The organism is Acinetobacter sp. CIP 102529 (genome assembly GCF_000368325.1).
GTDB classification, from domain to species: domain Bacteria; phylum Pseudomonadota; class Gammaproteobacteria; order Pseudomonadales; family Moraxellaceae; genus Acinetobacter; species Acinetobacter parvus.
The window spans coordinates 372,537-396,983 of record NZ_KB849355.1; the positions used below are offsets into that span (position 1 = coordinate 372,537).

Consider the following 24,447-nt stretch of genomic DNA (forward strand, 5'->3'; position numbering starts at 1 on the left):
TGAGCGAAAAGCACTTTAAATGTGACTTGTTCCATTTTAGAGATTTGTTTAAGATAAGATATAACTCATTGAGATGTGTCATAGTATTCGTCGTTAGAAAACAATTATTGTGACATTATTTCAATGAGTTATCTATTTTTGTCGTGTACAGAGAATTTTGGGGATTATTTTTACTTAGGCTATTTTGTATTAATTAATTTGGTTGATATTGAGCAAATCTTGCGCCCATCTGTTCAGCCAATGCCGCCAAGCCACTCATTGGGCGAATCATCACTTCAAAATCAATGATTTTACCTTGCTCATTAAAACGAATCATATCGATGCCTTTTAATGATTTTCCGCTGACATTGGCACTAAATTCCAGTACCACATTTTCCCCATCTTCGGTATAAAATTCACGGTGATAAGTAAAGTCCTGAAAAACTTGAATTACATTGGTCAGGATAAAAAATACCACATGCTTGCCCTCATAAGGTTTGTATGCCACAGGCGAACGAAACACGACATCATCTGCCAGTAATTCATTTAAAGATGACATATCACCTGTTTTGATCATCTGATGCCATTTTTCTAGCGCTTGCTTAGTTGTTTCGATTGTCATTGTAATTTCCTTATATTTTAGCTAATGAAGTTTGAGACATTCTCCTAACATAGAGAATGTCTCATCTTTTACTTATAGAACTGCTGCTAACTCAGCACCTTGACGAATCGCACGTTTAGCGTCTAATTCACCAGCTTCCTTCGCACCACCGATCAAGTGAACATTCTTACCATCTGCTTTGAGTTGATCAAACATTGCTGTATATGATTCTTGACCAGCACAAATCACAACATTATCAACATCTAACACTGTGGTCTGACCATCTACAGTAATATGTAATCCTTGATCATCCACTTTGTCATAGCTTGCGCCTGCAATCATTTTCACATCGCGATGTTTTAAGCCTGTACGATGAATCCAACCAGTCGTTTTACCTAATCCAGCACCAACAGCGGCTGTTTTACGTTGTAATAGGTAAATCTCACGTTCAGATTTCTCTAGCTCAGGCTGTTTTAAGCCACCTACATGCGCATAAGTGGTATCAATGCCCCATTCATCATAGAATTTCTGTGGATTTAAACTACCGCTTTCACCCTCATGGCTTAAATATTCAGCCGTATCAAAACCAATACCGCCAGCACCAATAATCGCAACACGCTTACCGACTGGAACACGCTCTTTTAATACTTGGATGTAGCTCAATACTTTTGGATGATCAATACCTTCAAATTGTAATTGACGCGGTGTTACACCTGTTGCAACAACAATCTCATCATAATTAGCCTGGCTGAGTTCTTCATAAGTCACTGTATGATTGAGTACCAGCTCAATATTCGGCTGTAACTCAATTTGACGTTTGAAATAGCGTAAAGTTTCGTAAAACTCTTCTTTACCAGGAATGGTCTTAGCAATATTAAACTGACCACCAATCTGATTATTTGAATCAAACACTTTAACTTTATGACCACGACTCGCTGCATATGTTGCAAAACTTAGACCCGCTGGACCTGCACCAATTACTGCAATATTTTTTATTGCATTTGTTTCTTTAAAAATCAGCTCAGTTTCATAACATGCACGTGGATTAACTAAGCATGTTGCAATCTTCATCGAGAAAATATGATCTAAACATGCTTGGTTACAACCAATACAGGTATTGATTTCATCACTACGACCTTCACTCGCTTTCAATACAAAATCGGCATCAGCCAACATTGGGCGAGCCATCGAAATCATATCCGCATGACCTGAAGCCAGTACATGTTCAGCCATTTCAGGTGTGTTGATACGGTTCGATGTGATTAACGGAATTGAAACTGAGCCTTTTAGCTTTTCAGTTACCCATGTAAATGCAGCACGCGGTACTTTCGTTGCAATCGTTGGAATACGCGCTTCGTGCCAACCAATCCCTGTATTGATAATTGTTGCACCTGCTTTTTCAATTTCTTTAGCAAGTTGTACAACTTCTTCTAAACTTGAACCACCTTCGACTAAATCAAGCATCGATAAACGATAAATAATAATAAAGTTTTCGCCAACTAAGTCACGAGTACGTTTAACGATTTCAATAGGAAAGCGGATACGATTTTCGTAGCTACCGCCCCATTCGTCATCACGGTGGTTGGTACGAGCAGCAATGAATTCATTGATCAAGTAACCTTCTGAACCCATGATTTCAACACCATCATACCCTGCATATTGTGCAAGCTTGGCACAGTTGGCAAAGTCATCAATCGTTTGCTGAACTTCTGCCGAACTTAATGCTTTAGGTTTGATTGGATTAATGGGCGCTTGAATCGCTGATGGCGCAACATTGTTTGCTTGATAAGAATAACGCCCCGTATGCAAAATTTGCATTGCGATCTTTCCACCAGCTTCATGTACAGCCTGAGTAATAACTTTATGTTTTTCAGCTTCTTCGACGGAATCTAATTTTGTACCGTGTGCAAATACAACACCATCATCATTTGGAGAAACACCGCCAGTTACAATCAGACTTACACCACCTTTGGCACGTTCTGCATAAAATGCAGCCATACGTTCATAGCCTTGAGGTGCTTCCTCTAAACCAATATGCATAGAGCCCATAAGCACACGGTTCTTTAATGTGGTAAAACCCAAGTCAAGTGGTTGTAATAAATGTGGATAAGCTGACATGTTTTCTCCTTTGGCTAGCAATCTGCTTGCTAATGCAACTTGTTGCATAAACTTATAAACAAGATTTGATTTTTATGCAACATATTGCATAATTCTGATGAGTCATTTTTTATTACGGATCATCATGTCACTTGCCCATGTTTTATTGACAAGCTTATTAGAGAAACCAAGTACAGGTTTTGATTTAGCTCGTCGTTTTGACCGTTCAATGGGCTTCTTTTGGAACGCGACTCATCAGCAAATTTACCGCGAACTCAATGGAATGCTGAAAAAAGGATGGATTTCTACATTAGAAGAACAGGCTGCAAACAGCCGAAAAAAAACCTATCAAGTCGAAGCACTAGGCAGAATAGAACTTGCTGCATGGGTTGAACAACAAAGCGAGCCTGCCCAGCTGCGTGATGACCTGATGGTTAGATTAAGGGCCGAAGCACAACTTGGCGGCAATAATATTTTGCCTGAACTTGAACGACATCTAGAACTTCATAAAGAAAAACTTAGTCTTTATCAAACCATCCATGATAAGGATTTTAAAAATAATGAACCTACTAATCGTGTCTTATTTATTCATAAAATGATTCTGGAACTCGGTATCATTAAAGAAATCGAATGGATAAGATGGTTAGAACAAATGATTCCACAACTTAAAAAGTTTGAAAAAGCCAACGGAGCTAGAGAAAAATAATGCCGTTTTATACCATGCCTGATCAGGAAAAATTGTTTGTCAGACGTGTTGGTGAGGGCAAACCTGTACTCGTCCTGTCAGGATTGGGCATGCAAAGCTGGCTATGGCTTCCATTTTTATTTGCAAGCCGTAAAAAATATGAATTTATCATTCCCGACTGGCGTGGTTTTGGCGGCTCAAAAGACTGTGCTATTCCTGAAATGGATGCAATCTCAAGTCACTGGAATGATGTGAATACCCTCATCAAGCAACTCAAGTTAGACCAATTTATTCTGATTGGCTATTCCATGGGTGCAACCACAGCCATGCATGGCTTTAAGCACGGTGGTTTGGCACAAAAACTCAAAGCCTATCTGCATATTGACCAAACCCCAAAGATTCCTGTGGATGATTCCTGGCAATATGGTTTACTTGGGCAAAAGCATCCCCTATTTAAATCGCTGCTACTGGATATTCAAAACGTACTCTCAGCAAATAGACAGGCAACCCAATTTGAAGATTTAGCTGCATCTGCTCGTGATCAATTAGTCAACGCATGGAGTAATTTTCTTGAGTTACAAAGTAGCAATCCTTATAGTGGCAAACTATTTAAAGCAGCGCTCAACCGCCCTTCTTTACAAAAATATTTATTGCCTATCCAGCGTTTGGATTACCTGCTTTGGTATGTGGAAAACTATTTAAATCATACTGAGGATTATCGCGAAGCCATTAGTCGAGTGAACTGTCCAACCACTTTCTTTATTGGGCGTGGTTCAACACTTTATCCTGAAACGGGGCAAACCATCATTGCTAAAAGTCTGAGCAATGCCAAAGCGGTTTATTTTGAACGTTCTGGGCATACACCACTAATTACTGAACCTAGAAAATTTAGTCAGGAAATTGGCAAGTTTTTAGAAAATCAAAGCCAGTAGATTAGCTTATTGATTTTAGATAGCCTAGTTACTTAGGCTATTTTTACGCAAAAAATAGCCAGCTTATTCATAAACTGGCTGTTAAATCAATTTAATGTCTTCTCATCTGCTCAGCAACATCCAGCAATAACTGTTCAGTTTTATCCCAACCTAAACAACCATCTGTGACGGATTGGCCATAAGTCATATTGCAAGAAATTTTTTGATTGCCATCAACCAAATGACTTTCAAGCATTACACCACGAACTTTGGATTCACTCCGCTCTGCAATAATCTGCTTTAAAACATTCGGCTGTTGTAATGGATCTTTACCACTATTCCCATGACTACAATCAATGACTAACGCAGGTAAATGCTTATGTTTAAAGTGCATGGCTTGGATTGAAGCCAAATCATAATTAGTTCCATGATTTGAACCGCGCAAAATCAAATGTGGTAATGGATTTCCATTACTATGCAAAATTGCAGGTAAACCTTGTTGAGTCATCCCCAAGAATTGATGACCATGCAGTGCAGACTGAATCGCATCCAAAGCAATTTGGATTGAACCATCTGTACCATTTTTGAAACCGATGCTATATGGCATATGGCTAGCAATTTCACGATGAATTTGTGATTCACTGGTACGTGCACCTATTGCACCCCAAGCCAATAAATCATCGAAATAACCTGTTGCCATGGGACTTAAAATTTCGCTGGCAATCGGCAAGCCTTTTTCAATCAATTGAATATAAAGTTCACGGGATTTTTCTAAACCCAATTGTAAATCTGATGATCCATCCAAATTTGGATCATATAAGAAACCTTTCCAACCCACTGTAGTACGTGGCTTTTCAATATACGCACGCATCACCAAAAATATTTGATCTTTTACCTGTTCTTGTAGTTTTTGGAGGCGATCAGCATATTCAAGTACTGCGATAGGATCATGAATCGAGCAAGGTCCTGTAATCACCATTAAACGATGATCCTGACCTGATAAAATATTCTGAATGGTTTGACGATGGTTTGAAATTTGCTGCGCTAAAGTTGCAGACAAGGGATACTGTGCTTTGAGTTGTGATGGCAAGCTAAGTATTGATTCTTTTGAATGAGTGTGTGGTTGTGTCAAAGCAGCATTTAAAGCATTCATTATTGATTTCCTTTGGACTGTTGTTCAGTCCCATCATTTATTTGAGCAAGTGTGATCTAAGTGATGTTGATTTTTTTGCAAAGTAAAACCAAGAAATCTTGCTAAAATATGAATAGTTAAATGTATACATGGTATTGCTCCAAAAATAATAAATGTTAAAGCATAAAAAAACCTGATCGGGGTTGCCGATCAGGTATTAACTGGTTGGGCAACCTTTTTGCTGCCCGAAACGCATCAGGCAACCATTAATAGTGCCAGAAATAAAAATATGCGTTTGTGTTTACAGTATGCTTTAACATGTTTCTTTAAAATATCTAAAAACTGTTCCTAAGTTCTAAATTACGCACTATTTCAGCATTTGACAAGCACTTTTTATCTTTTTTAATCAAAACTTCAAAATAGTAAAATTTGACCTTTCGTGTTTTCATCCATAGAATAGTTGAAAAATAAACCAATTCGAGATCACGCCTTTAACGAACCAAATCTTGCGGTTGTAAAATAATCAGGCAAGCACCGCAAACAACAACGATCCCACCTAAAATATCCCAACGCGTTAGCATGACTTGATCAACATAACGCAACCACATCAGGGCAGTAAAAATATAAATTCCACCATAGGCTGCATAAATACGACCTGATGCCGCAGGATGCAAAGTCAGTAACCAAACAAAGACTGTTAAGCTTAAAGCCGTAGGAACCCATAACCAATGCGACTTTCCTTGATTCAAAATCAAATAAGGAAAATAACAACCTAAAATTTCAGCAATTGCTGTGACGAAAAATAACCCAAATACTTTAAGTACTTGGGTTATCGAAAAAGAGAGTTCAAACATTAAGCAGGTTCAGCACTCGGGTTAATATGATCTTCAAACACTTCCAGTTTTAAACCTACCTCTTTGCCATCTTCTGTTTTCACAGAAACCGCAACATTACCGCCATGCTCAGCCAACTCACCAAATAAAATCATCTCAGCAAGTGGCTTTTTCAAATGTTCCTGAATCAGACGTTGCATTGGACGAGCACCCATCAGACGGTCATAACCATTGGTGGATAACCAGTCACGCGCACTTTGATCAACCTCAAGTACCACTTGTTTATCATCTAGGTGTGCCTGTAATTCTGTTAAGAACTTATCTACCACTGAATCAATGACAGTGGTTGGAAGTGCCTTAAATTGAATCACGCCATCCAGACGGTTACGGAATTCAGGTGAGAATGCACGTTTCATGGCATCCTGATTATCTGTACTATGATCTTGCTCAGTGAAACCAATACTTGAACGTACAATACTTTCTGCGCCAATATTGGTGGTCAAAACAATAATCACATTTCTAAAATCAGACTTGCGACCATTGTTATCTGTCAACGCACCATGATCCATCACCTGTAGTAACAAGTTAAATACATCTGGATGCGCCTTTTCAATTTCGTCCAGCAATAGAACACAGTGCGGATTTTTATGGATTGCATCGGTCAACAAACCGCCTTGATCATATCCAACATAACCTGGAGGCGCACCAATCAAACGGGAAACCGCATGACGCTCCATATATTCAGACATATCAAAACGGACTAGCTCCACACCCAGTAGTTTTGCTAGCTGCTTGGTGACTTCTGTTTTACCCACGCCTGTTGGACCAGCAAACACAAAGCTACCCACTGGTTTATCTGGTGCTTTTAAGCCCGCACGAGATAATTTGATCGCTGATGCAAGTGCTGTAATCGCTTCATCCTGACCAAACACAACACGTTTTAGGTCACGCTCTAAATTCTCAAGTACTGTCTTGTCATCTTTAGACACAGTTTTCGGTGGAATACGGGCGATCTTGGAAACGATATCTTCAATGTTTTCTACAGAAATCATTGAACTATCAACCTCAGCTTTTAAACGGCGCTGTGCACCAGCCTCATCAATCACATCGATGGCTTTATCTGGTAAAAAACGATCATTGATAAATTTAGCCGACAACTCAACAGCAGCGACGAGAGATTTATCATCGTATTCAACATGATGAAAATCTTCGAACTTGCTTTTCAAGCCACGTAAAATTTCAATCGTTTCGCTTATACTTGGTTCATTGACATCAATCTTTTGGAAACGACGTGACAATGCATGGTCTTTCTCAAAAACCTGACGATACTCTTGGAATGTCGTCGAACCAATACAACGTAAAGTTCCATTTGCCAATGCAGGTTTAATCAGATTCGATGCATCCATAGTACTGCCCATACTTGAGCCCGCACCAATAATCATATGAATCTCGTCAATGAATAGAATCGCATTTGGATTCTTTTTCAAAGCATTGAGCAATTGCTTTAAACGCTTCTCAAAGTCACCACGATATTTAGTCCCTGCAACCAAAGCACCAATATCCAGACTATAAACTTCGGCATTGGCAAGTGGTTTCGGGGCCTTGCCGTTAACAATCAACCACGCCAAACCTTCCGCAATCGAGGTTTTACCTACACCTGGATCACCGACAAGCAACGGATTATTTTTACGACGTCGACATAAAATTTGTGCTGCACGCTCAATTTCTTTTTCGCGTCCAATCAGAGGATCAGTTTTACCCTTTTGTGCTTCAATATTGAGATTAAGTGTATATTGCTCTAATGGGCCCGCATTGGCAGAAGCTGCATTTTCACCCTCAATATCCTCAACTTCTTCCTCAACCTGAATCTCATCTTTACGCGTACCATGAGAAAGATACTGAGTTAAAGTCAAACGATTGATTTGATGGCGTTTAAGCAAATAAACTGCAAAAGAGTCTCGTTCCGAATACATCGCAACCAAAACATCTGCACCTTCAACTGTACGGTCTCCACCACTAGATTGAACATGGAAAATTGCACGTTGCAGAATCCGATCAAAACTTTCCGTTGGATGAGGTGCCTGTTCACTGTTGTCACCAAGTTTCGGGGTATGTTGCTCTACATATTCCTCTAACTCCTTACGTAAGGTAACGATATCAGCGCCACATGCCTTTAACGCATTTACGGCCGAATCATTATCAAGTAAGGCAAGCAACAAATGTTCAACGGTTAGAAACTCATGTCTCTTTTGACGAGCCATGCTAACAGCCAAACGTAACGACACTTCCAATTGACGACTGAGCATGTAACCCCCTTATATCTTGGGCTCCATCAAAAAAAGACCTCTCTTTTAATGAAAAAGCGAATTATTAACTTGATCCGCCAGAGCTTCTGTAATTGCCATTTCATCTATGCCTACAAAGCTCTTGACTTCATAATCTACTGTTAGCATTAGTTGAGCATCTTGGTCAAGATTCAAAACATCGTATTGTTGTAAAAATTCAATTACAAAGAGAATAAGACCTATCTAATCGTTCAAAAAGACAGCAGATTTATTATTTATTTAAAGAATCACTGATTAATGTTAACTTTTGATAAATTTACTCTAAGAGGAATATATTCCGCAATTACTTCGCTTTTCCAACGCTGTTACTCGCAACAGAGTTGCTCGTCTTACGCTCGGAACAAAGCTTCGCTTTGTTTTTATCCTCTACCACTCGGGTATAACCCTCGTCTTGCGCAGCTAAAAAGCGTTGCTTTTTTTAACGCTTTCACTCCCAACACAGTTGCTCGTCTTGCGCAGCTAAAAAGCGTTGCTTTTTTTTAACGCTGCTCAGGTTCGATCTGACACAATAATGGATGTCCTTGAGAACGCGCATAATTATTCACTTGATTGGCTTTGGTCTCGGCAATATCCCTTGGGTAAACACCAGCAGTGCCCTTACCTTCGTAATGAACGGTTAACATCACCTGATTTGCCTGTTCAAAGCTCATTGCAAAGTAGCTTTGCAGCACCTCAATCACGAAGTCCATTGGTGTGTAATCATCATTCATTAAAACAACAACATAGAGCGGTGGCCGCTTCAATTCTGGCGGGGCTGTTTGCACAACCACCTCACCCTCATGATCCTCTTGCGAATCACCTAAACGTGGATTCAAGTGCCAGTCAACATAACCCGATTGATGAAAGGAATTTTTCACTTCACTTAAATTCATTTGACGTCTGTATCTTCGCATATTAAGTTCTTAATCTAAAAATTTACTGGGCATTTGCTTCAGCTTGAGGGATTTCCGACACGAAAGCAGAACTTACATCAACAGGCTTGCCACGCTGCCAGCTAAAACGTTTAATTACAGGCGTACCTGAACCTGATAAACGCACTTCGATAAATTGGGGTGTAAAGCCCTTTGGCATGGTCCATCGACCAGTCAAGCGCTCAAAGTCTTCAAAATTAAAGTTTTTATCCTCTAACGGTATATCCAGTATTTCAGTGTCCTTAATCAAACGTAATTCAACTGTACCCATTGCACGGCGTTTATTTGGACTCACCTGAACCAGATCCAGCTGATATTCAAAAGCATTTTCAGGAAGTGATTTAATCGCAAAATCCTGAACCGTTAAGCTTAGACCGCCACGCTGCCTAAGAATGTCACGATAAATGGTATTCATGCTTGCAAATTGCGCTTTATCTGCATTGGCCTGATTAATTCCCTTGAATAATTCCTCTGCATTGCCAACAGCCATATCTCGTTCTTGCACAGCGGCATTCAGGCTTTTGCTTACAGAATCGAGCGCGGCTTTTTGCTTCTGTACAACATCAACAAGTTGTTCTGCGTCCGCATCATAACCCACAACGGTTAATCCCTGACGATGACCGACAGTGTAACCAAGCATAAAACTGCTGCCAATAAGTAAAGTTGCAGCTATGACTAAAGGTAAATTCGTTTTGAGGAATTTATTTTTGTTAACGGAACTCTCTGGTAAAGTGGTCGGTTCAGCGTTTTCCATCATCATCTCTATCGTTATGGACTACATCAAAGCACACATTTAAATCCATATTTAAATGTGTGTGAAGTAAAAAAGCGTTTTTTATGGTAATAAACCGATACCATTCAAACCAGCAGCCTCATCAAAACCAAACATGAGGTTCATATTTTGCACTGCCTGGCCAGCAGCACCTTTCACTAGATTATCTTGTGCAACCAAGATAATGAGTTTACTTGGTTGAGGACGGTATAATGCAATTCTAAGCTCATTTGCACCACGGACGCTACGAGTCTCTGGAGAACTATTTGCTGGCATCACATCCACAAAGCGTTCATGCTGGTAAAAACTTTGGTAAAGTTCCTGCAAATCAGTTTGCTGGCCTTGCTCTGTCAGGTCTACATAAATGGTACTGAGCATGCCACGAATCATGGGCACTAAATGGGGTACAAAAATAAGCTGGTCAAACTGGCCCTGTTGACCTGAGATATTCTCTAGGGCCTCAACAATCTCAGGATGATGACGATGACCCGCAACACCATAAGCCTTGAAATTATCCGCATTTTCACTATAGATCATGCCCAGGCTAGCTTTGCGACCTGCACCAGATACGCCTGATTTTGCATCAACAATAATGCTTTTTGTATTTATGAGTTGATTTTGCGCTTTTAACAAAGGCGCCAAACCCAATTGTACTGTGGTTGGATAACAACCTGGATTACCAATCACCTTGGCGTTTTTAATTTTTTCACGATTCAGTTCAGTCAGGCCATATACTGAATCTTTCAATACCGTTGGGCAGCTATGTTGCATGCCATACCATTTCTCAAACTGTTCTAAATTCTGTAAACGGAAATCAGCAGCAAGATCGATGACCTTTGTACCAGCAGCAATGAGTTCTTCAGCATGTTGCATTGCAACTCCATGAGGTGTTGCAAAAAACACAACATCACATTGCTTGAGCAGATCCAGACTAAGATCGGAGAACTCAAGATCAGTATGTCCACGTAAACTTGGGAACATATCCGCGACACGCTTTCCTGCTTCAGTTCGGGAAGTTAGAACACGCACTTGAGCTTGTGGATGTCTTAATAATAGACGCAATAATTCAACGCCTGTATATCCAGTTCCCCCAACAATTCCAACAGAAATCACGTGCTCTACCTCAAATGATATATGTACCACTAGTATGGCAGTTTGATGGGATTTTCACAATCCACAACCCTATAACTTATATAGTGTTTGTTATGTTTATGGCTTTATATATAACAAATCCAGAAATTCATGGAATCAGCACATACGGGATTTAATCACTGTAAAAGATTCGCTATTCAGCAAAAAACAGTGTAAAAGATATTTTTAAATCGTTTTACTGATGCCGATTTTACCACTGGTCAAAAAATACTATTGAATCATTGAAGTATTCGCATAGAATAAAAACCATGCGGTAATAATAAATTTCATGGATGCAAATTTTGGAGAGCGGGAATGCCTTCTTTGAGTGTAAAACAAAGAACATATCGTCATATTGGTTTAGGCTTAGGCACACTTATATTAAGTTCGGTACTCATTAGCTGTGGTAGTGGTGAAAGTAAGGCACGTATTGAGAATACCCCTGTTATTACAGTTCCAAAACCAAAGAATTTTGACATTAAAGTTCCTGTAGAAATGCGTAATGTCGTTGTTAAGGTTCTCGACAATACCGATAACTCCATCGTTCTTGAACAGACGTTAAGTACAACAACAAACTTGAGCCTTACATTACCAATAGTGCTTAATCGTAGTCATTTATATAGAGTTGAGATATCAACTCTTCCGAATTCACTAATCTATGATTTTATCAGTGGTCAGTATCAGAATTTTTCTATGACCTTACACGCACTCGTTGACGTTGATACTAGTAATCTAACTCAAAAAATTTTTTATTAATCCAAGTTCTGAAGCTATTTATCAACGAGCATTAATCCGATCTGGACAACTACCTAATGAGCCAGAAGACCCAACACGCATTAGTTCACTACATCTAAAAATGGCATCTGGTGATGTAAGCATTGCTTTATTAAATGCTTTTAGTGGAATGGATATTCACAATCTTGAACCATCCTATTTATTAAGCGCTTTTACTCCACAAAATATGAATTTGGCTCAACAAGCCAATCTCTATACAACTACATATTTAAGTTTTGGCTATTTAAAGCAATGGGCAAATCAATTTCCAAATAATACCCTTACAGAATTTACCAAAAATCTGGCTATAGATTTACGGGATGGCTATCTGGATGCGAAAACAATTCGTGGAGATAGAGGTGGTCCCACATGTTTGAACAACTAAAAGCTTATTTATAAGTGATATTCTGCTCTAGTTAAGCTACCTTATTTTGTTGTGGTAGCTGGTCATAGTAAAACTCATCTGGGGTCATTTTGTCCAGACTCGAATGAGGCCGTTTCAAATTATAAAATTCAAAATATGCACTCAATTGCTTTTTCGCATCTGTGACACTGCTATAAGCTTTGAGATACACCTCTTCATATTTAACGCTCCGCCATAATCGTTCAACCATCACATTATCTACCCATCGACCTTTACCATCCATACTGATTTGAATGCCATTTGATTTCAATACATCAATAAATGCATCACTGGTAAACTGGCTGCCTTGGTCTGTATTAAATATTTCAGGTCGACCATATTTTTCAATCGCTTCATTTAAAGCCGAAATACAAAAATCCACCTCCATACTAATCGATACCCTATGCGCAAGTACCTTGCGGCTATGCCAATCAATCACAGCACATAAATAAACAAAACCTTTTGCCATAGGGATATACGTTATATCCGTAGACCACACTTGATTACTGCGCTGAATAGCCAATCCTTTGAGCAGATATGGATATTTACGGTGAGCTTGATTAGCCTGGCTTAAATTTGGTTTGCAATATAACGCCTGAATACCCATTTTCTTCATTAAAGTACGTGTATGACGTCGTCCTATATGATGTCCTTGACGATTCAACAAATCACGCATCATACGACTGCCTGCAAAAGGATATTGCATATGTAATTCATCAATACATCGCATCAGCTTCAGATCTGATGCACTCACAGGTTTTGGGCGATAATAATAACAACCACGGGAGACTTTCAGCAGCTTAGCTTGTTTAGATACTGAAATCTGAAGTGAGTCGTCGATTAACTTTTGTGGTTGAAGCGGCCCAGTTTCTTCAACACACCTTCTAAAAAATCAATTTCTAATGCCTGCTCACCGATTTTTGCATGTAGTTTTTTTAGATCGATGGGTGGTTCTGTTGGAGCTTTTGATTGATCGAAAGCTTGCGAGGAAGCTGAGATCAATTGATTTTTCCAGTCAATAATTTGGTTTTGATGAACATCAAACTCAGCACTCAATTCAGCAAGTGTTTTTTCTGCTTTAATCGCAGCAAGTGCTACCTTAGCTTTAAAATCATTTGAATGATTTCTTCTTGGTCTACGTGCCATAAAATACTCCTTATATCGATGTTTATAACATCATTTGGGGAGCAAAATATCACTTATAGCTGTTGTTCAAATTTCCTGATCCACCTCTGATCAAGCAAATTTAAGCTCCATTATCCCTGCTGCTCCTGAAAATATTGATCCAGCTAAAAATACATTATTAAATATCACAGCCAATCAAAAAGTTATTCGAGATCAATATGGCATCTCATTAAAAGCAGCAGTATTTGAACTAGCAACTAATTACCAACAGCAAAACTTGAATCCGACAGGTTATGCCCTATTACAGCAAAAAAGCTACGTAGGTGAAGACCCCATACTTGAATCCACCTCCTCTTTCCGTGTTGCTGGTGCTGGTGACTATCGGCGTGCTGTTGGTTTTGTAGACACAACTGGAAGTTGCAATGACTCAAAATATCCATGTAAGCAAGGCATAACTGGCATCAATCTGGTCAACCCCAATCTACCCTCCATCGAGTACTTAATTGGTCATTACGAAGATAAATCGAATGGATGTCAGTTAAATATTCGTGCCAATGGCGCACTGGAGCTGATTAAGGATTCAAAATTGTATCGCTCAGTTTTGGATGCGGATAGTACGGATAATTTATTACAGCTTCCAGATCCAACAAAATCTGAATATTTACTGAACAGTAGTTCTCCTGAGCCAAATAATGATTCGTTAAAATATGCATTTGTACAGGTTCACATTAAGGCCAATCAGGTATTAAGTGCACAGGCAGGTTTCGATAGCCGTAAAGCACCTGATGAACAGTTACAAGAAACTCAAGCACAATGTAGTTTTAGCTAGACATACCACCACGCAGGCAACTGGATACTTTTCAATTGCCTGCGATGATGTAAATATTCTGGATCATGTTGACTTACGCTATTCCAGAACGCAGGACTATGATCAAAATGCCGTGTATGAACCAGCTCATGCACACATACTGCGCGAACATTCTGCTCAGGCATAAGCACCAATGCCGCATGAAGCATAATATCCTGTCTTGAACTACAACTTCCCCATCGTGTTTTAGGCTTTCGAATTGTACATCTTTGATAGGGCAAACCTATTTCCTGACTGATGTGGGTTAAATATTCAGGTAAAAATTGTTTTGCATAGGCAAGTGTTGCAGCCTGTAAAGCCTTTTCAGGTTGTTCATTTTGAATGAACAAAATATGTTGTACCCAGTCGAACTTAAAAATATTGCGTTGTTGCTGATGAATAATTTGAAATGGCTGTAAATGATAAAATAATTTAATCTGTTCTGGAAAAGCAGCTGTTAAATTTAATTGTTTTTGCTGTTTATCCCAGGTTTCAATCAGCCATTGCTCTGATTGATTTAAAAACTGCTGAATCTGTTTCTTGGTACAAAATAAAGGAACTGTTAAACGAATACCTGTCGGTTCAACACGCAGGCGCAAACTTCGCGCGCTGGCATGTCGAATCATTTTAATTTCAGGTAATTGAGCTTTTAATGAAAGCAGAGCCATTATTGCGCTATACGTTCTTCAATACCGTGATCAGTCGCAACAACCGCAATACTTGCTGCATTTAAGGCAAAAATACCATTAGTCACCACACCTGGGATATTGTTGAGTGTTTTTTCCAGTTCGATGGCATTTAAGATATTGAGATTAAAAACATCCAGAATTACATTACCATTGTCAGTGACAACACCCTCACGGTAAACTGGGTCACCACCCAAAGCAACAATCTTGCGGGCAACCGCAGAACGTGCCATTGGAATAACTTCCACAGGCAATGGAAAATCACGCCCCAATTGCCCCACCCATTTTGAGTCATCCACAATACATACAAACTTCTTGGCAATTGAAGCCACAATTTTTTCACGGGTCAAGGCTGCGCCACCGCCCTTGATCATGTGCATATGACGGTCAATTTCGTCTGCACCATCCACATAGGCATCCAAACCACCCACCGAGTTCATGTCAACCACTTCAATCCCAATTTTTTTCAGCCGCTCAGCCGTTGTATTGGAACTCGCCACAGCTGCTTCTAACTGCAATTCAGGCAATAAATCAATTAAAAAATTGACGGTACTTCCTGTTCCTACACCCAAGATGCCGCCTTTGGGCAAATGTTTCAATGCCGCTTTTGCCGCAGCCTGTTTCTTTTCATCTTGGGTTGCATATAGACTCATGACTTCACTCAACTATTTTGACATTTGCTGCAAGAAAACAGCGCAAATGCACAGGGGTTTGCTACAATGTTCACCTATTTTAAACTATTATAGGGAAGATGAACATGCTGTCTCGTGTGGTACGACAAATTTTACAAGCAACGGTTTATGATGTTGCGATTGAAACACCGCTTGAAGCAGCTCCACGAATTAGTCAAAAAATTAACAATAACATTCGATTTAAACGTGAAGATTTACAGCCTGTATTTTCGTTCAAACTGCGCGGTGCCTATAACCGTATCAGCCAACTTCCCAAAGATCAATTAGAGCGTGGTGTGATTTGTGCCTCTGCGGGTAACCATGCGCAAGGTGTGGCTTTATCTGGAAAAAAACTCGGCATCCCTGCCATTATTGTTATGCCAAGTACCACGCCAGACATTAAGGTACAAGCAGTAAAAAATCTGGGGGGTCAGGTTGTCCTGCACGGTGACAGTTTTGATATTGCCAATAAATATGCCAAACAACGTGCTGAAGCTGAGGGCCTAGTCTTTATCCCTCCTTATGATGATGAACTAGTGATTGCTGGGCAAGGCACGATTGCCAACGAATTGTTGCGTCAATGGCGTGACGTGGAATATGTCTTTGTTGCTGTAGGTGGTGGTGGGCTGATTGCAGGTGTCGCCGCCTATTTAGGTGAGGTTGCACCTCATGTCAAAGTGATCGGGGTTGAATATGAGGAATCCGCCTGTCTAAAAGCCGCACTTGAAAGCAATGAACGTGTGATTTTACCGCATGTGGGTTTGTTTGCGGATGGTACGGCGGTAGCCCAGATTGGTGAATTACCATTTAAAATGATTCGCTTAATGAAATCAGACAGCTCAGGTCCGATTGTTGAACCTGTTATTGTCACGGTTGATACAGATGAAATTTGTGCGGCGATTAAAGACACATATGATGAAAACCGCTGTATTGTTGAGCCATCAGGTGCAATGGCATTGGCTGGAATCAAGAAATATGTGGCAGAACATCAATTAACAGACAAGAACATGGTGTCAATTGTTTGTGGTGCCAACATGAATTTTGATCGTCTGCGTTATATTGCAGAACGAACTGAATTGGGCGAGCGTAAAGAAGCGATTTATGCGGTTACCATTCCTGAGCAAAAAGGTGCTTTCCTGCAATTCTGCCGTGCCCTGCAAGGCCGTAACATCACCGAGTTTAACTATCGGACCAGTGACAGCAATCAGGCACAGGTTTTTGTCGGGATTAGCCTGAAAGGTGGTGAAACTGAACGTCACGAAATCCATGAATTACTCAAGCAACAATATGATGTTGATGACTTATCGGATGATGAAGTTGCAAAGCTACATATTCGTTACTTGATTGGTGGTCATGCCAATCTTGAAAATGAACGTTTATTCCGTGTTGAGTTTCCAGAACGCCCAGGTGCCTTGCTGACTTTCCTTGAACGTTTAGGCCCAACACATAACATCACCCTGTTTCATTATCGTAACCACGGTGCCGCTGAAGGACGTGTACTGGTGGGGCTACAGGCGACTGATGCCAAACAGAATCCTGATGGCTTGATTGAAACACTGGAACAGATTACCTATCCATATGCAGAAATCAGCAACAATATCGGTTATCGGCGCTTTCTTAAATAAAACGAATCATCAGCTAAAGCCGACCATGCGTTGGCTTTACTTTTATTACAGTACGATCTTTTCATATTCACTTTTTTTGACGCCAACAAAATCATTACAAACAGACCAACTGTTCCATCTTAGAATAAATAAAAAGATATTTTTATCATTTAGTTAAGGACAGATATGGCACAGTTTGCAGTGATTGGTTTAGGAAGTTTCGGTGCAACTGTTGCGCTAGAACTCACTCGACTAAAACATGATGTCATCGGTATTGATACCATTAAGCGCAATGTTGAAAACATATCGGATCAGATCACCCATGCCGTTATTGCAGATGCAACTGATGAACACGTCTTGGATGAACTGAATATTCAAAATTGCGATGCCGTGGTGGTCGCGATTGGTGAAGATATTGAAGCCAGTATTTTATGCGTCTTAAATTTAAAAAATTTAGGTGTAGAAAAAATCTTGGTTAAAGCCAAAACCAAAGCACACCACACCATTCTGTCACATTTACACGTCAGTAAAATTATTCATCCTGAAGAAGATATGGGGGTTCGGGTTGCACAGGCATTAAATTATCCGATGGTCAGCCGTTATATGGATTTAGGCGACGAACATTATATTATTAAGCTTCATGTACAGGATAAACTCAAAAATGTAAACCTATCAGGTATTCTGCAACAGGAACCACATATTAAATTATTATTATTGAAACGGAATCAACAGCTGATTTATGAAACCGATAGCAATTTTACTTTACAGGCAGGTGACATCCTGATTTTAGAGGGTTCACTGCATCATCTTAAAAAACTCTCAGGATGTTTCTTATAAAATGGCAATAAAAATAAACTCCCAGAAGATATTCAACCTGAGTCCACCCTCATTGTTGGCAATCGGTTTTCTTAGTTTTATTGTGCTTGGGACAATATTATTGAAACTGCCTTTTGCCAATAATGGCAATGTCAGCTGGATGGATGCCTTGTTTACTGCCACTTCTGCGGTAACGATTACAGGTTTATCGGTGGTGAATCTAAGTGAATCATTCAACCATTTTGGGCAGTTTATTATCTTGTTACTAATCCAGTCTGGTGGTTTAGGTTTTATGACCTTTGCAATTTTGGCGGCATTAAGCCTTGCCCCAAAACTTGGTCTAAAACAGCAAATGATGGCACAGGACAGTTTAGGACAGACTAGTCTCTCCAAAGTGACTTTTGTCGCCAAAGGTGTGGTGATTTATACTCTATTTTTTGAACTAATTGGCGTGGTTATATTAACTGCCTCATTTACGCCCATCTACGGCTTTGCACGTGGACTATATTATGCAGTTTTTTACAGTGTTTCCGCTTTTAACAACGCGGGTTTCTCATTATTTGACAATAACTTAATGAGCTTCCAGAGCCATTATCTCATTTGCCTCACCATCAGTTTACTATATACCTTGGGTGGAATTGGCTTTCTGGTTTTAATTGACATCAAGCAAAATAAACGCTGGAGCAAACTTACACCGAACAGCAAACTGATTCTCAGTACAATCGCCATCCTGAATCTAGTGGCTTTTGTTTTAATTTGGCTATTAGAATCCAATAACCCACTGACTTTAGGTTCTATGAGTCTGGGTGAACAAGCCATGAATGCCTGGTTTCAGGCCACAGTTCCCCGCTCTTCTGGTTTCAATACCATTGATACAGGTGCGATGGAGCATAGCACCGCCTTACTCACCATGTTGCTGATGTTTATTGGTGGTGGCTCCCTGAGTACAGCAGGCGGCATTAAAGTGGGCACTTTCGTTATTCTGGTGTTATGTGTGATTTCATTTTTAAGACGCAATGAGGAAATTCGCATTTTCAACCATTCTGTATCACAGGAAACTACCTATAAAGCACTTGCAGTTACCGCAATTACAGGGATGCTAGTATTTACAGGTTGTTTCATCCTGTTGCTGCTAGAACCTAAAATGGATGCACTTGACCTGATGTTTGAGGTGGTTTCGGCTGCATGTACTGTGGGCCTATCGCGTGGCGCAACAGGTGAACTGCATGATGGCAGTTTATTTGTCTTAAGTTTACTGATGTATACAGGCCGTTTGGGTCCACTGACCCTCGCCTACTTAATTGCAACGCCAAAGAAAAGCCGTTTAAAACATGCCATTGCCAACATTCAGATTGGGTAAATTGTCCAAAATTGAGGCTAGCTAGAAAATTGATATATTTCCCTGCTCAACCACAAGGGCTTGTCGACAAATCCCCTCGGCTTGGCGTTGCTGCTCAAATACAGTTTTTGACATGACGTCAAAATGATCACAAAAACTGATTTCCTTTTCATCAATTGAATAGATCAAGGACTGATTCCCAACACCCTGCAAGGTATCATAAAATACAATCACAAATTTACCCGCTTCAAATGCCTGTTGAATCTCTGTATAAGTCAAGGCAGCCCGAATGGGAATCTGTAGAAGTTGTGCAGCAACATAGCTTTGCTGTTCTTTCTCATCAATATTTGGGTCAGGATCAGTATACAGCGACACTTCAAATCCCAATTTTTTCAGGGCCACAGCCAAGGCAATGGTAAATGTTCCCTCTTCCTGATCATGGCGACATAATTGAATCAGGTCAGCAATATCAATATGGGTTTGATATTGCTTTATGATCAGCCAGACCGCAAACACCCCACAATTTGCCTCAAGCTGCAATAATGGCTCTGGAATATTTAAACCCATTTAATACCAGTTCATTAACGACACACCCAAACCTGCATAGGTTGCATGGTGGTTATAGTCAATCAGGCTTTCACCATATCCATCAAAGAGTTGTAAATGACCACGCAGTTTGCCCTTGATTGGAAATGCCCAGTCAAACTGCACCGCGCCATGTGATTTATCACCACCTTTAAGGGAATGACGCAGCATAACAGAAAAGTCATTTTCTCCCTTGCGATAAAATGCTGTTAAATCACCACGACCAATATAATCCTTAATATCAGGATTATTATCATCTTTGGCATTTTCTTCGACACGGTACCAAGGGCGAAGCATCAAAGCAAAATTGTCTTTTTCAAACCCTAAATTAAAAATTACACGGTTCCAACTACGTGATAATGGATCAGAACGACCATTGGATTGATGATTTAAGGTGACACCTAGCAAACGTGCATTTAGACCTAAAATTTCATAATTGGTTCTAAACATTAAACTTGCTTCAGGCTCATAATTGGTCTCACGAAATGGACGTGATTCCTCAGAGTTGTAAACCTGCCAACGCGAAGACTGAGTATAACCTATCCATAAATCGCCATTATTACCCAGGATGTTTTCCCACGCCTTGGTCTTAAAGGAAATCTGGAACTTTGCCTCACTAGAGGTTAATTCCTGTTTCTTATTGACGGTATTTTGTGGGTTTGGGCTGCTTGGAAATTCATTCTTATCACTGGTCCAGAACACTGGCAGTAAATAAACAGGTTGATAGGCACGAATATTCCATACGCCCAACTTACTTTCTTCTGACAGCTCCCAACGGCGATCCAGCAAGGAAACATTCGGATCAAACTTAGGCGCAGCACCCAGCAAATGTAGGTCACTGAGTTTTTGAACCACCTTATCCTTTAAAGATTCAGGCTTGTTTTTTTCATTGGTTTCAGCAACAGGTACAGATGTGGCAGCAATCACAGGTTCAGCCACCTGAACCTGTGGCTCAATAATGGTCGGTGCTTTAAAAAGCGCATCATAACAAGCCAGACGTTCAGCATTTGAAGCCAATGCCACACAGGCGTCAACTGTTGCAGGACTGGCTGGCGCCGTTTCCTGTGCATGGGTAAATGAGGTGGTTATAGAACCTAGTATAGCCACCACACTAAGCTCCAAATGACCCCGATCAAAAGATTTGAACGCCATACTTTTCTCCGATTCTTATTTTAATTGACCTGTTGGATACTAAATCCGAGTTGCTGTAGTTCTTCACGTTTTGCAAATGGTGCAACCACTGCTTTCACAGGTTTTTGTTGCAACAAATACTGTTTTGCCACACGGTTTAAATCATCCAGAGTCACATTTAACAGGCGTTCACGTAGCATTTTACGGAATTTCGGTGTACGGGCATGCAGCAACGCATAACACGCTGTAATTGCCTCACCAGCAGGTGAACCAGGCTTATCCATACTGGCAACCAGACCTAAAATCGCCTCTTCAAGTTGATGCGGCTGCTGTTCTGTATTCAGCAACCATTGCACACTGGCTTCAAAATCATTAAATGTTTCCGCCAATCGTGGATCACGGTAGCTATAGAAGCGGAATGAGCAGGCATTGCCATCATAACTGGCTCCACCACCATAGGCTCCACCTTTTTCACGGATGGCACTATGCAAAAAGCCATTACGCAGGTAGGCAGCCAACACCATTAATGGTGCAGCATCAGCATGGGCAACATCAACTGCCTGATAGGCGGAAGCACAGAACTGCACATTAGTCTGGATCAGCCATGCTTCATCATTTGCTGTATTGACTTGTTCAACTTGAGTTAAAGTGACAGGTTCTTTATTGACTTGCAACTTATCCCAGACGTTTTGCACCTCTTCCACTAAACGGTCAGAGTGATGCTCTTCACACACCAATAGGAACTGTTTAGGAGCCTGCAATAGTTTACGATGAATTGCCTGTAATTCAGCAATTAATGCATGATAGGCATCTTCATCCTGATCAATCTTAGTGACTAAATCACTCAGCCAGTTCAGCGCACCCAAACCTGTATTATGGTAGTCACGGCGAGCAAGTGCACTCATTTGACGTGAGGCAGTCTGCATCGCATAGCTATGCCCTGAACCAGACAAACGTGATTGCCAACGGGTTTTCCGTTGCTGCAATAATTCGATGATACGGTCTTTCTCATCAAAGCGAAGCTGTTCAAATGCCAGTTTTAATAACTGAATGGCATCAAGCTTCTGCGTTAATGACTTGGTGGTTAGGGTCAGCCATGCACTGATCCGATCCTTATTATCTACCTTGCTGCGTAGCGATGCCCCCATACCCAGTCCACCACTGACTGCGGTCTGGAGTTGCTGCAATTCAAGATAGTCATATTCACCTGCCCCTACTTCGCCCATCAAGATTGAAAGTAAGTTGAAATACGGTGATTGCACAATGTCGTCAGGAATTTGAATCAAGACCTGCTGATAATAAATACCATTGGTACCTGCATGGTAAAGATTTAATGGTGTATCCAGACCATTACAGATAATTTCACGCAATTGACCTTGCACAATATGCAAGTCTGCTGGCACATCCTCCAGCCCCACTTTTGGCAATAGCTCAAGATCATCAGGCGTATCTTGACGCTTTTTCAATGCCTCAGTTTTTTCCTGAATCTCGATTTTCTGATCTTCAGTTAGGTTTGCGGTAATCTCAGCCAAACGAGCCTGTTCAGCCTGTTGCTCTTTCACTGATTTAGTTGCATCAGGAACCAAAGTCATTTGTACACGATGCGGATTATCCAACAAATGAATTTGAATTAAATTAGACAACCACATTGGGTCTTTCAATTCTTCCTTAACCTGTTCAATCGCAGAATCCACATCCCAGACATGAATCGGGTCATTGTGGTGAATGGCACTGCCCAAACCATTTAGGATCAGGCTTAAGCCATACGGTGTGCCATCGCCATTGATTTCACGTTGATGCAATTCAATCTGATGCAGAATTGCATCGACCAAATCGGTATCAACAGGCTTGGATGCAACGTCCTGTAGAATGTTTAATACGCCACTCTTAAAGTTTTCAGCATATTCTGCATTTGAACCTTGTACGCCACAATAGAAAGTCATTTCAAAATTACTGTCATCCACACCCATCAATGGCCCTGTGGACTGTGCATAACCACAAGTTTCCAAATAATGACGCAACGGCGAAGCTGAATTTTCCAGCAAAATCCCCTCAACCAGACGCATGCCTAAGCGCAGCTTAATATCGCTGGTTTCAGGCAATAACCATGACATCACATGAAAGGTCTTGTCTTTCAGGTCTTCACTATCCACCGCATAGGATTCAGTCACCTCAATGGGCGCGGTTAAACGCTTCTCAGGTGTGGAATATAAAGTCGTTCCTTTGGAAAACTTATGTAAAGCCAATGTTTCAAACTGTTCCTGTAAATCATAAGCATTTTGATTGCCGAAAGTCATAAACACCGCATTACTTGGATGGTAATGGGTTTTATAGAACTCAACCAATTGCTCATAGCTTAAATCTGGAATTTCTTTTGGATCACCGCCAGAGTTGTAGTGATAGGTGGTTTCAGGGAATAAATGATAGGCCAGTTGATGATAAAGCTGATCGGTTGGCGAACTCATAGCCCCTTTCATTTCATTAAATACAACACCTTTATAAACCGCCTGATCATTCTCTAACTCAATACGGATTCCCTCCTGGGCAAAATCCAGAGGATTCAGGTTTGCGGCAAAGGCAGCATCCAGATAAACCGACAACAGGTTTTGAAAATCTTTCTTATTTTGTGTTGCGAATGGATAGGCCGTCCAGTCTGCCGCGGTAAAGGCATTCATAAAGGTATTCAATGAACGGCGAATCATTAAAAAGAATGGATCACGGACTGGAAACTTCTCAGAACCACATAAGGCAGTATGCTCTAAAATATGGGCGGTTCCCTTTGAGTCCATCGGCTGCGTTCTAAATGCCACCAAAAATACATTTTCATCGTGATTTGTGGCCAAATGGTAGTGAACAGCACCAGTTACTTTATGTTTATATTCTGAAACGTGAATATCAAGTGCTTCTACATGGTGTTGACGTAATAGCTGAAACGCAGGGTGAATGGTTTGAGTAATGCTTTCAGAAACATCGACAGTCATGTGATCTCCAATTTATCTATTTAATTAACATTCTTGATTATAGAGAGTCTACCGAAGAATATGCACGGATATCCATGTAAATTGGTAT

Annotated in this window: 19 protein-coding genes and 2 pseudogenes; 7 read left to right on the forward strand and 14 right to left on the reverse strand. The window is 40.4% G+C overall.

Features of this window, described 5'->3' with window-relative positions; translation table 11 throughout:
• Positions 1 to 193 precede the first annotated feature (193 nt).
• Both F972_RS06840 and F972_RS06845 read right to left on the reverse strand, forming a co-directional pair.
• Entirely contained in the window at positions 194 to 601 is a 408-nt protein-coding gene (locus F972_RS06840) for a nuclear transport factor 2 family protein (protein WP_004682042.1), read from the reverse strand.
• A 72-nt stretch (positions 602 to 673) separates the two neighbouring features.
• Positions 674 to 2,698: an NADPH-dependent 2,4-dienoyl-CoA reductase gene (locus F972_RS06845; RefSeq protein ID WP_004769346.1), complete on the reverse strand. Its 2,025-nt coding sequence runs from the start codon at positions 2,696 to 2,698 to the stop codon at positions 674 to 676.
• A gap of 124 nt (positions 2,699 to 2,822) precedes the next feature.
• Here F972_RS06845 and F972_RS06850 point away from each other — a divergent pair, with 124 nt between their 5' ends.
• Entirely contained in the window at positions 2,823 to 3,383 is a 561-nt protein-coding gene (locus F972_RS06850) for a PadR family transcriptional regulator (protein WP_004682045.1), read from the forward strand.
• Positions 3,383 to 4,294, forward strand: coding sequence for an alpha/beta fold hydrolase (locus tag F972_RS06855; RefSeq protein ID WP_004682046.1), 912 nt, complete (start codon positions 3,383 to 3,385; stop codon positions 4,292 to 4,294). Before F972_RS06850 ends, F972_RS06855 begins: the two co-directional genes overlap by 1 nt.
• Positions 4,295 to 4,385: 91 nt before the next feature.
• Here the strand turns inward: F972_RS06855 and F972_RS06860 are convergent, their stop codons facing one another.
• The 6 genes from F972_RS06860 to argC all read right to left on the reverse strand — a co-directional run bounded on the left by F972_RS06860 (position 4,386) and on the right by argC (position 11,379).
• A complete protein-coding gene (locus tag F972_RS06860; protein ID WP_004682048.1) occupies positions 4,386 to 5,426 on the reverse strand; it encodes a 3-deoxy-7-phosphoheptulonate synthase in 1,041 nt (346 codons plus the stop codon).
• Positions 5,427 to 5,896: 470 nt separating this feature from the next.
• Complete coding sequence (locus tag F972_RS06865; RefSeq protein ID WP_004758005.1) at positions 5,897 to 6,259, reverse strand: YnfA family protein; 363 nt, start codon at positions 6,257 to 6,259, stop codon at positions 5,897 to 5,899.
• Complete coding sequence (clpA, locus tag F972_RS06870) at positions 6,259 to 8,544, reverse strand: ATP-dependent Clp protease ATP-binding subunit ClpA (RefSeq protein ID WP_004758003.1); 2,286 nt, start codon at positions 8,542 to 8,544, stop codon at positions 6,259 to 6,261. Before clpA ends, F972_RS06865 begins: the two co-directional genes overlap by 1 nt.
• A 518-nt stretch (positions 8,545 to 9,062) precedes the next feature.
• Positions 9,063 to 9,476, reverse strand: a complete 414-nt coding sequence (gene clpS / locus F972_RS06875) for an ATP-dependent Clp protease adapter ClpS (RefSeq protein ID WP_171062104.1) — start codon at positions 9,474 to 9,476, stop codon at positions 9,063 to 9,065.
• 22 nt (positions 9,477 to 9,498) lie between these two features.
• The gene (locus tag F972_RS06880; RefSeq protein ID WP_004677325.1) at positions 9,499 to 10,248 is read right to left on the reverse strand and encodes a DUF6776 family protein; all 750 of its coding nucleotides are present in this window, start codon (positions 10,246 to 10,248) and stop codon (positions 9,499 to 9,501) included.
• An 81-nt stretch (positions 10,249 to 10,329) separates the two neighbouring features.
• The gene (gene argC / locus F972_RS06885; RefSeq protein WP_004769349.1) at positions 10,330 to 11,379 is read right to left on the reverse strand and encodes an N-acetyl-gamma-glutamyl-phosphate reductase; all 1,050 of its coding nucleotides are present in this window, start codon (positions 11,377 to 11,379) and stop codon (positions 10,330 to 10,332) included.
• A gap of 333 nt (positions 11,380 to 11,712) precedes the next feature.
• Between argC and F972_RS06890 the strand changes: the two are divergent.
• Positions 11,713 to 12,529: pseudogene (locus F972_RS06890) on the forward strand (hypothetical protein); the annotation flags it as partial.
• A gap of 58 nt (positions 12,530 to 12,587) precedes the next feature.
• Here F972_RS06890 and F972_RS15250 read toward each other — a convergent pair.
• Positions 12,588 to 13,720 (reverse strand): IS3-like element ISAba14 family transposase gene (locus F972_RS15250; RefSeq protein WP_228127220.1). Its coding sequence is split into 2 segments (ribosomal slippage): positions 12,588 to 13,468 and positions 13,468 to 13,720, totalling 1,134 coding nucleotides; the frame shifts between segments, so codons are not numbered across the junction.
• Positions 13,721 to 13,808: 88 nt separating this feature from the next.
• On the opposite strand from F972_RS15250, the pseudogene F972_RS06905 reads away from it, so the two are divergent.
• Positions 13,809 to 14,528 (forward strand): annotated as a pseudogene (locus tag F972_RS06905) (hypothetical protein); the annotation flags it as partial.
• Here the strand turns inward: F972_RS06905 and F972_RS06910 are convergent.
• Both F972_RS06910 and rpiA read right to left on the reverse strand, forming a co-directional pair.
• The gene (locus F972_RS06910; RefSeq protein ID WP_004682064.1) at positions 14,525 to 15,214 is read right to left on the reverse strand and encodes a YgjP family zinc-dependent metalloprotease; all 690 of its coding nucleotides are present in this window, start codon (positions 15,212 to 15,214) and stop codon (positions 14,525 to 14,527) included. The pseudogene F972_RS06905 and the gene F972_RS06910 overlap by 4 nt on opposite strands.
• Positions 15,214 to 15,885, reverse strand: a complete 672-nt coding sequence (rpiA, locus tag F972_RS06915) for a ribose-5-phosphate isomerase RpiA (RefSeq protein WP_004682065.1) — start codon at positions 15,883 to 15,885, stop codon at positions 15,214 to 15,216. Before rpiA ends, F972_RS06910 begins: the two co-directional genes overlap by 1 nt.
• A 98-nt stretch (positions 15,886 to 15,983) precedes the next feature.
• Between rpiA and ilvA the strand changes: the two genes are divergently transcribed.
• The 3 genes from ilvA (at position 15,984) to F972_RS06930 (ending at position 19,683) form a co-directional block, all read left to right on the forward strand.
• Entirely contained in the window at positions 15,984 to 17,528 is a 1,545-nt protein-coding gene (ilvA, locus tag F972_RS06920) for a threonine ammonia-lyase, biosynthetic (protein ID WP_171055713.1), read from the forward strand.
• Between the two features lie 165 nt (positions 17,529 to 17,693).
• Positions 17,694 to 18,344: a potassium channel family protein gene (locus F972_RS06925; protein WP_004769353.1), complete on the forward strand. Its 651-nt coding sequence runs from the start codon at positions 17,694 to 17,696 to the stop codon at positions 18,342 to 18,344.
• 1 nt (position 18,345) lies between these two features.
• The gene (locus F972_RS06930; protein ID WP_004757997.1) at positions 18,346 to 19,683 is read left to right on the forward strand and encodes a TrkH family potassium uptake protein; all 1,338 of its coding nucleotides are present in this window, start codon (positions 18,346 to 18,348) and stop codon (positions 19,681 to 19,683) included.
• 21 nt (positions 19,684 to 19,704) lie between these two features.
• On the opposite strand, the gene F972_RS06935 is transcribed toward F972_RS06930, so the two are convergent.
• From F972_RS06935 to F972_RS06945, 3 genes are read right to left on the reverse strand one after another with little or no spacing between them, the layout of a single operon-like run.
• The gene (locus tag F972_RS06935) at positions 19,705 to 20,229 is read right to left on the reverse strand and encodes a cysteine peptidase family C39 domain-containing protein (RefSeq protein ID WP_004769354.1); all 525 of its coding nucleotides are present in this window, start codon (positions 20,227 to 20,229) and stop codon (positions 19,705 to 19,707) included.
• Positions 20,230 to 21,399 carry a phospholipase A gene (locus F972_RS06940; RefSeq protein ID WP_004769355.1) on the reverse strand — a complete coding sequence of 390 codons (1,170 nt, stop codon included), beginning with the start codon at positions 21,397 to 21,399 and terminating at the stop codon, positions 20,230 to 20,232.
• 20 nt (positions 21,400 to 21,419) lie between these two features.
• The gene (locus F972_RS06945) at positions 21,420 to 24,359 is read right to left on the reverse strand and encodes an insulinase family protein (protein WP_004769356.1); all 2,940 of its coding nucleotides are present in this window, start codon (positions 24,357 to 24,359) and stop codon (positions 21,420 to 21,422) included.
• Positions 24,360 to 24,447: the final 88 nt, after the last annotated feature.

Bases quoted from the DNA above. Each gene is read 5' to 3' on its own strand.
- F972_RS06880 (WP_004677325.1), bottom strand. From the start codon at position 10,248: ATGGAAAACGCTGAACCGACCACTTTACCAGAGAGTTCCGTTAACAAA.
- F972_RS06865 (WP_004758005.1), bottom strand. From the start codon at position 6,259: ATGTTTGAACTCTCTTTTTCGATAACCCAAGTACTTAAAGTATTTGGG.
- F972_RS06855 (WP_004682046.1), top strand. From the start codon at position 3,383: ATGCCGTTTTATACCATGCCTGATCAGGAAAAATTGTTTGTCAGACGT.
- F972_RS06845 (WP_004769346.1), bottom strand. From the start codon at position 2,698: ATGTCAGCTTATCCACATTTATTACAACCACTTGACTTGGGTTTTACC.
- F972_RS06945 (WP_004769356.1), bottom strand. From the start codon at position 24,359: ATGACTGTCGATGTTTCTGAAAGCATTACTCAAACCATTCACCCTGCG.
- F972_RS06935 (WP_004769354.1), bottom strand. From the start codon at position 20,229: ATGGGTTTAAATATTCCAGAGCCATTATTGCAGCTTGAGGCAAATTGT.
- F972_RS06940 (WP_004769355.1), bottom strand. From the start codon at position 21,399: ATGGCGTTCAAATCTTTTGATCGGGGTCATTTGGAGCTTAGTGTGGTG.
- F972_RS06840 (WP_004682042.1), bottom strand. From the start codon at position 601: ATGACAATCGAAACAACTAAGCAAGCGCTAGAAAAATGGCATCAGATG.
- F972_RS06930 (WP_004757997.1), top strand. From the start codon at position 18,346: ATGGCAATAAAAATAAACTCCCAGAAGATATTCAACCTGAGTCCACCC.
- rpiA (WP_004682065.1), bottom strand. From the start codon at position 15,885: ATGAGTCTATATGCAACCCAAGATGAAAAGAAACAGGCTGCGGCAAAA.
- F972_RS06910 (WP_004682064.1), bottom strand. From the start codon at position 15,214: ATGGCTCTGCTTTCATTAAAAGCTCAATTACCTGAAATTAAAATGATT.
- F972_RS06850 (WP_004682045.1), top strand. From the start codon at position 2,823: ATGTCACTTGCCCATGTTTTATTGACAAGCTTATTAGAGAAACCAAGT.
- ilvA (WP_171055713.1), top strand. From the start codon at position 15,984: ATGAACATGCTGTCTCGTGTGGTACGACAAATTTTACAAGCAACGGTT.
- clpA (WP_004758003.1), bottom strand. From the start codon at position 8,544: ATGCTCAGTCGTCAATTGGAAGTGTCGTTACGTTTGGCTGTTAGCATG.
- clpS (WP_171062104.1), bottom strand. From the start codon at position 9,476: ATGCGAAGATACAGACGTCAAATGAATTTAAGTGAAGTGAAAAATTCC.
- F972_RS06860 (WP_004682048.1), bottom strand. From the start codon at position 5,426: ATGAATGCTTTAAATGCTGCTTTGACACAACCACACACTCATTCAAAA.
- F972_RS06925 (WP_004769353.1), top strand. From the start codon at position 17,694: ATGGCACAGTTTGCAGTGATTGGTTTAGGAAGTTTCGGTGCAACTGTT.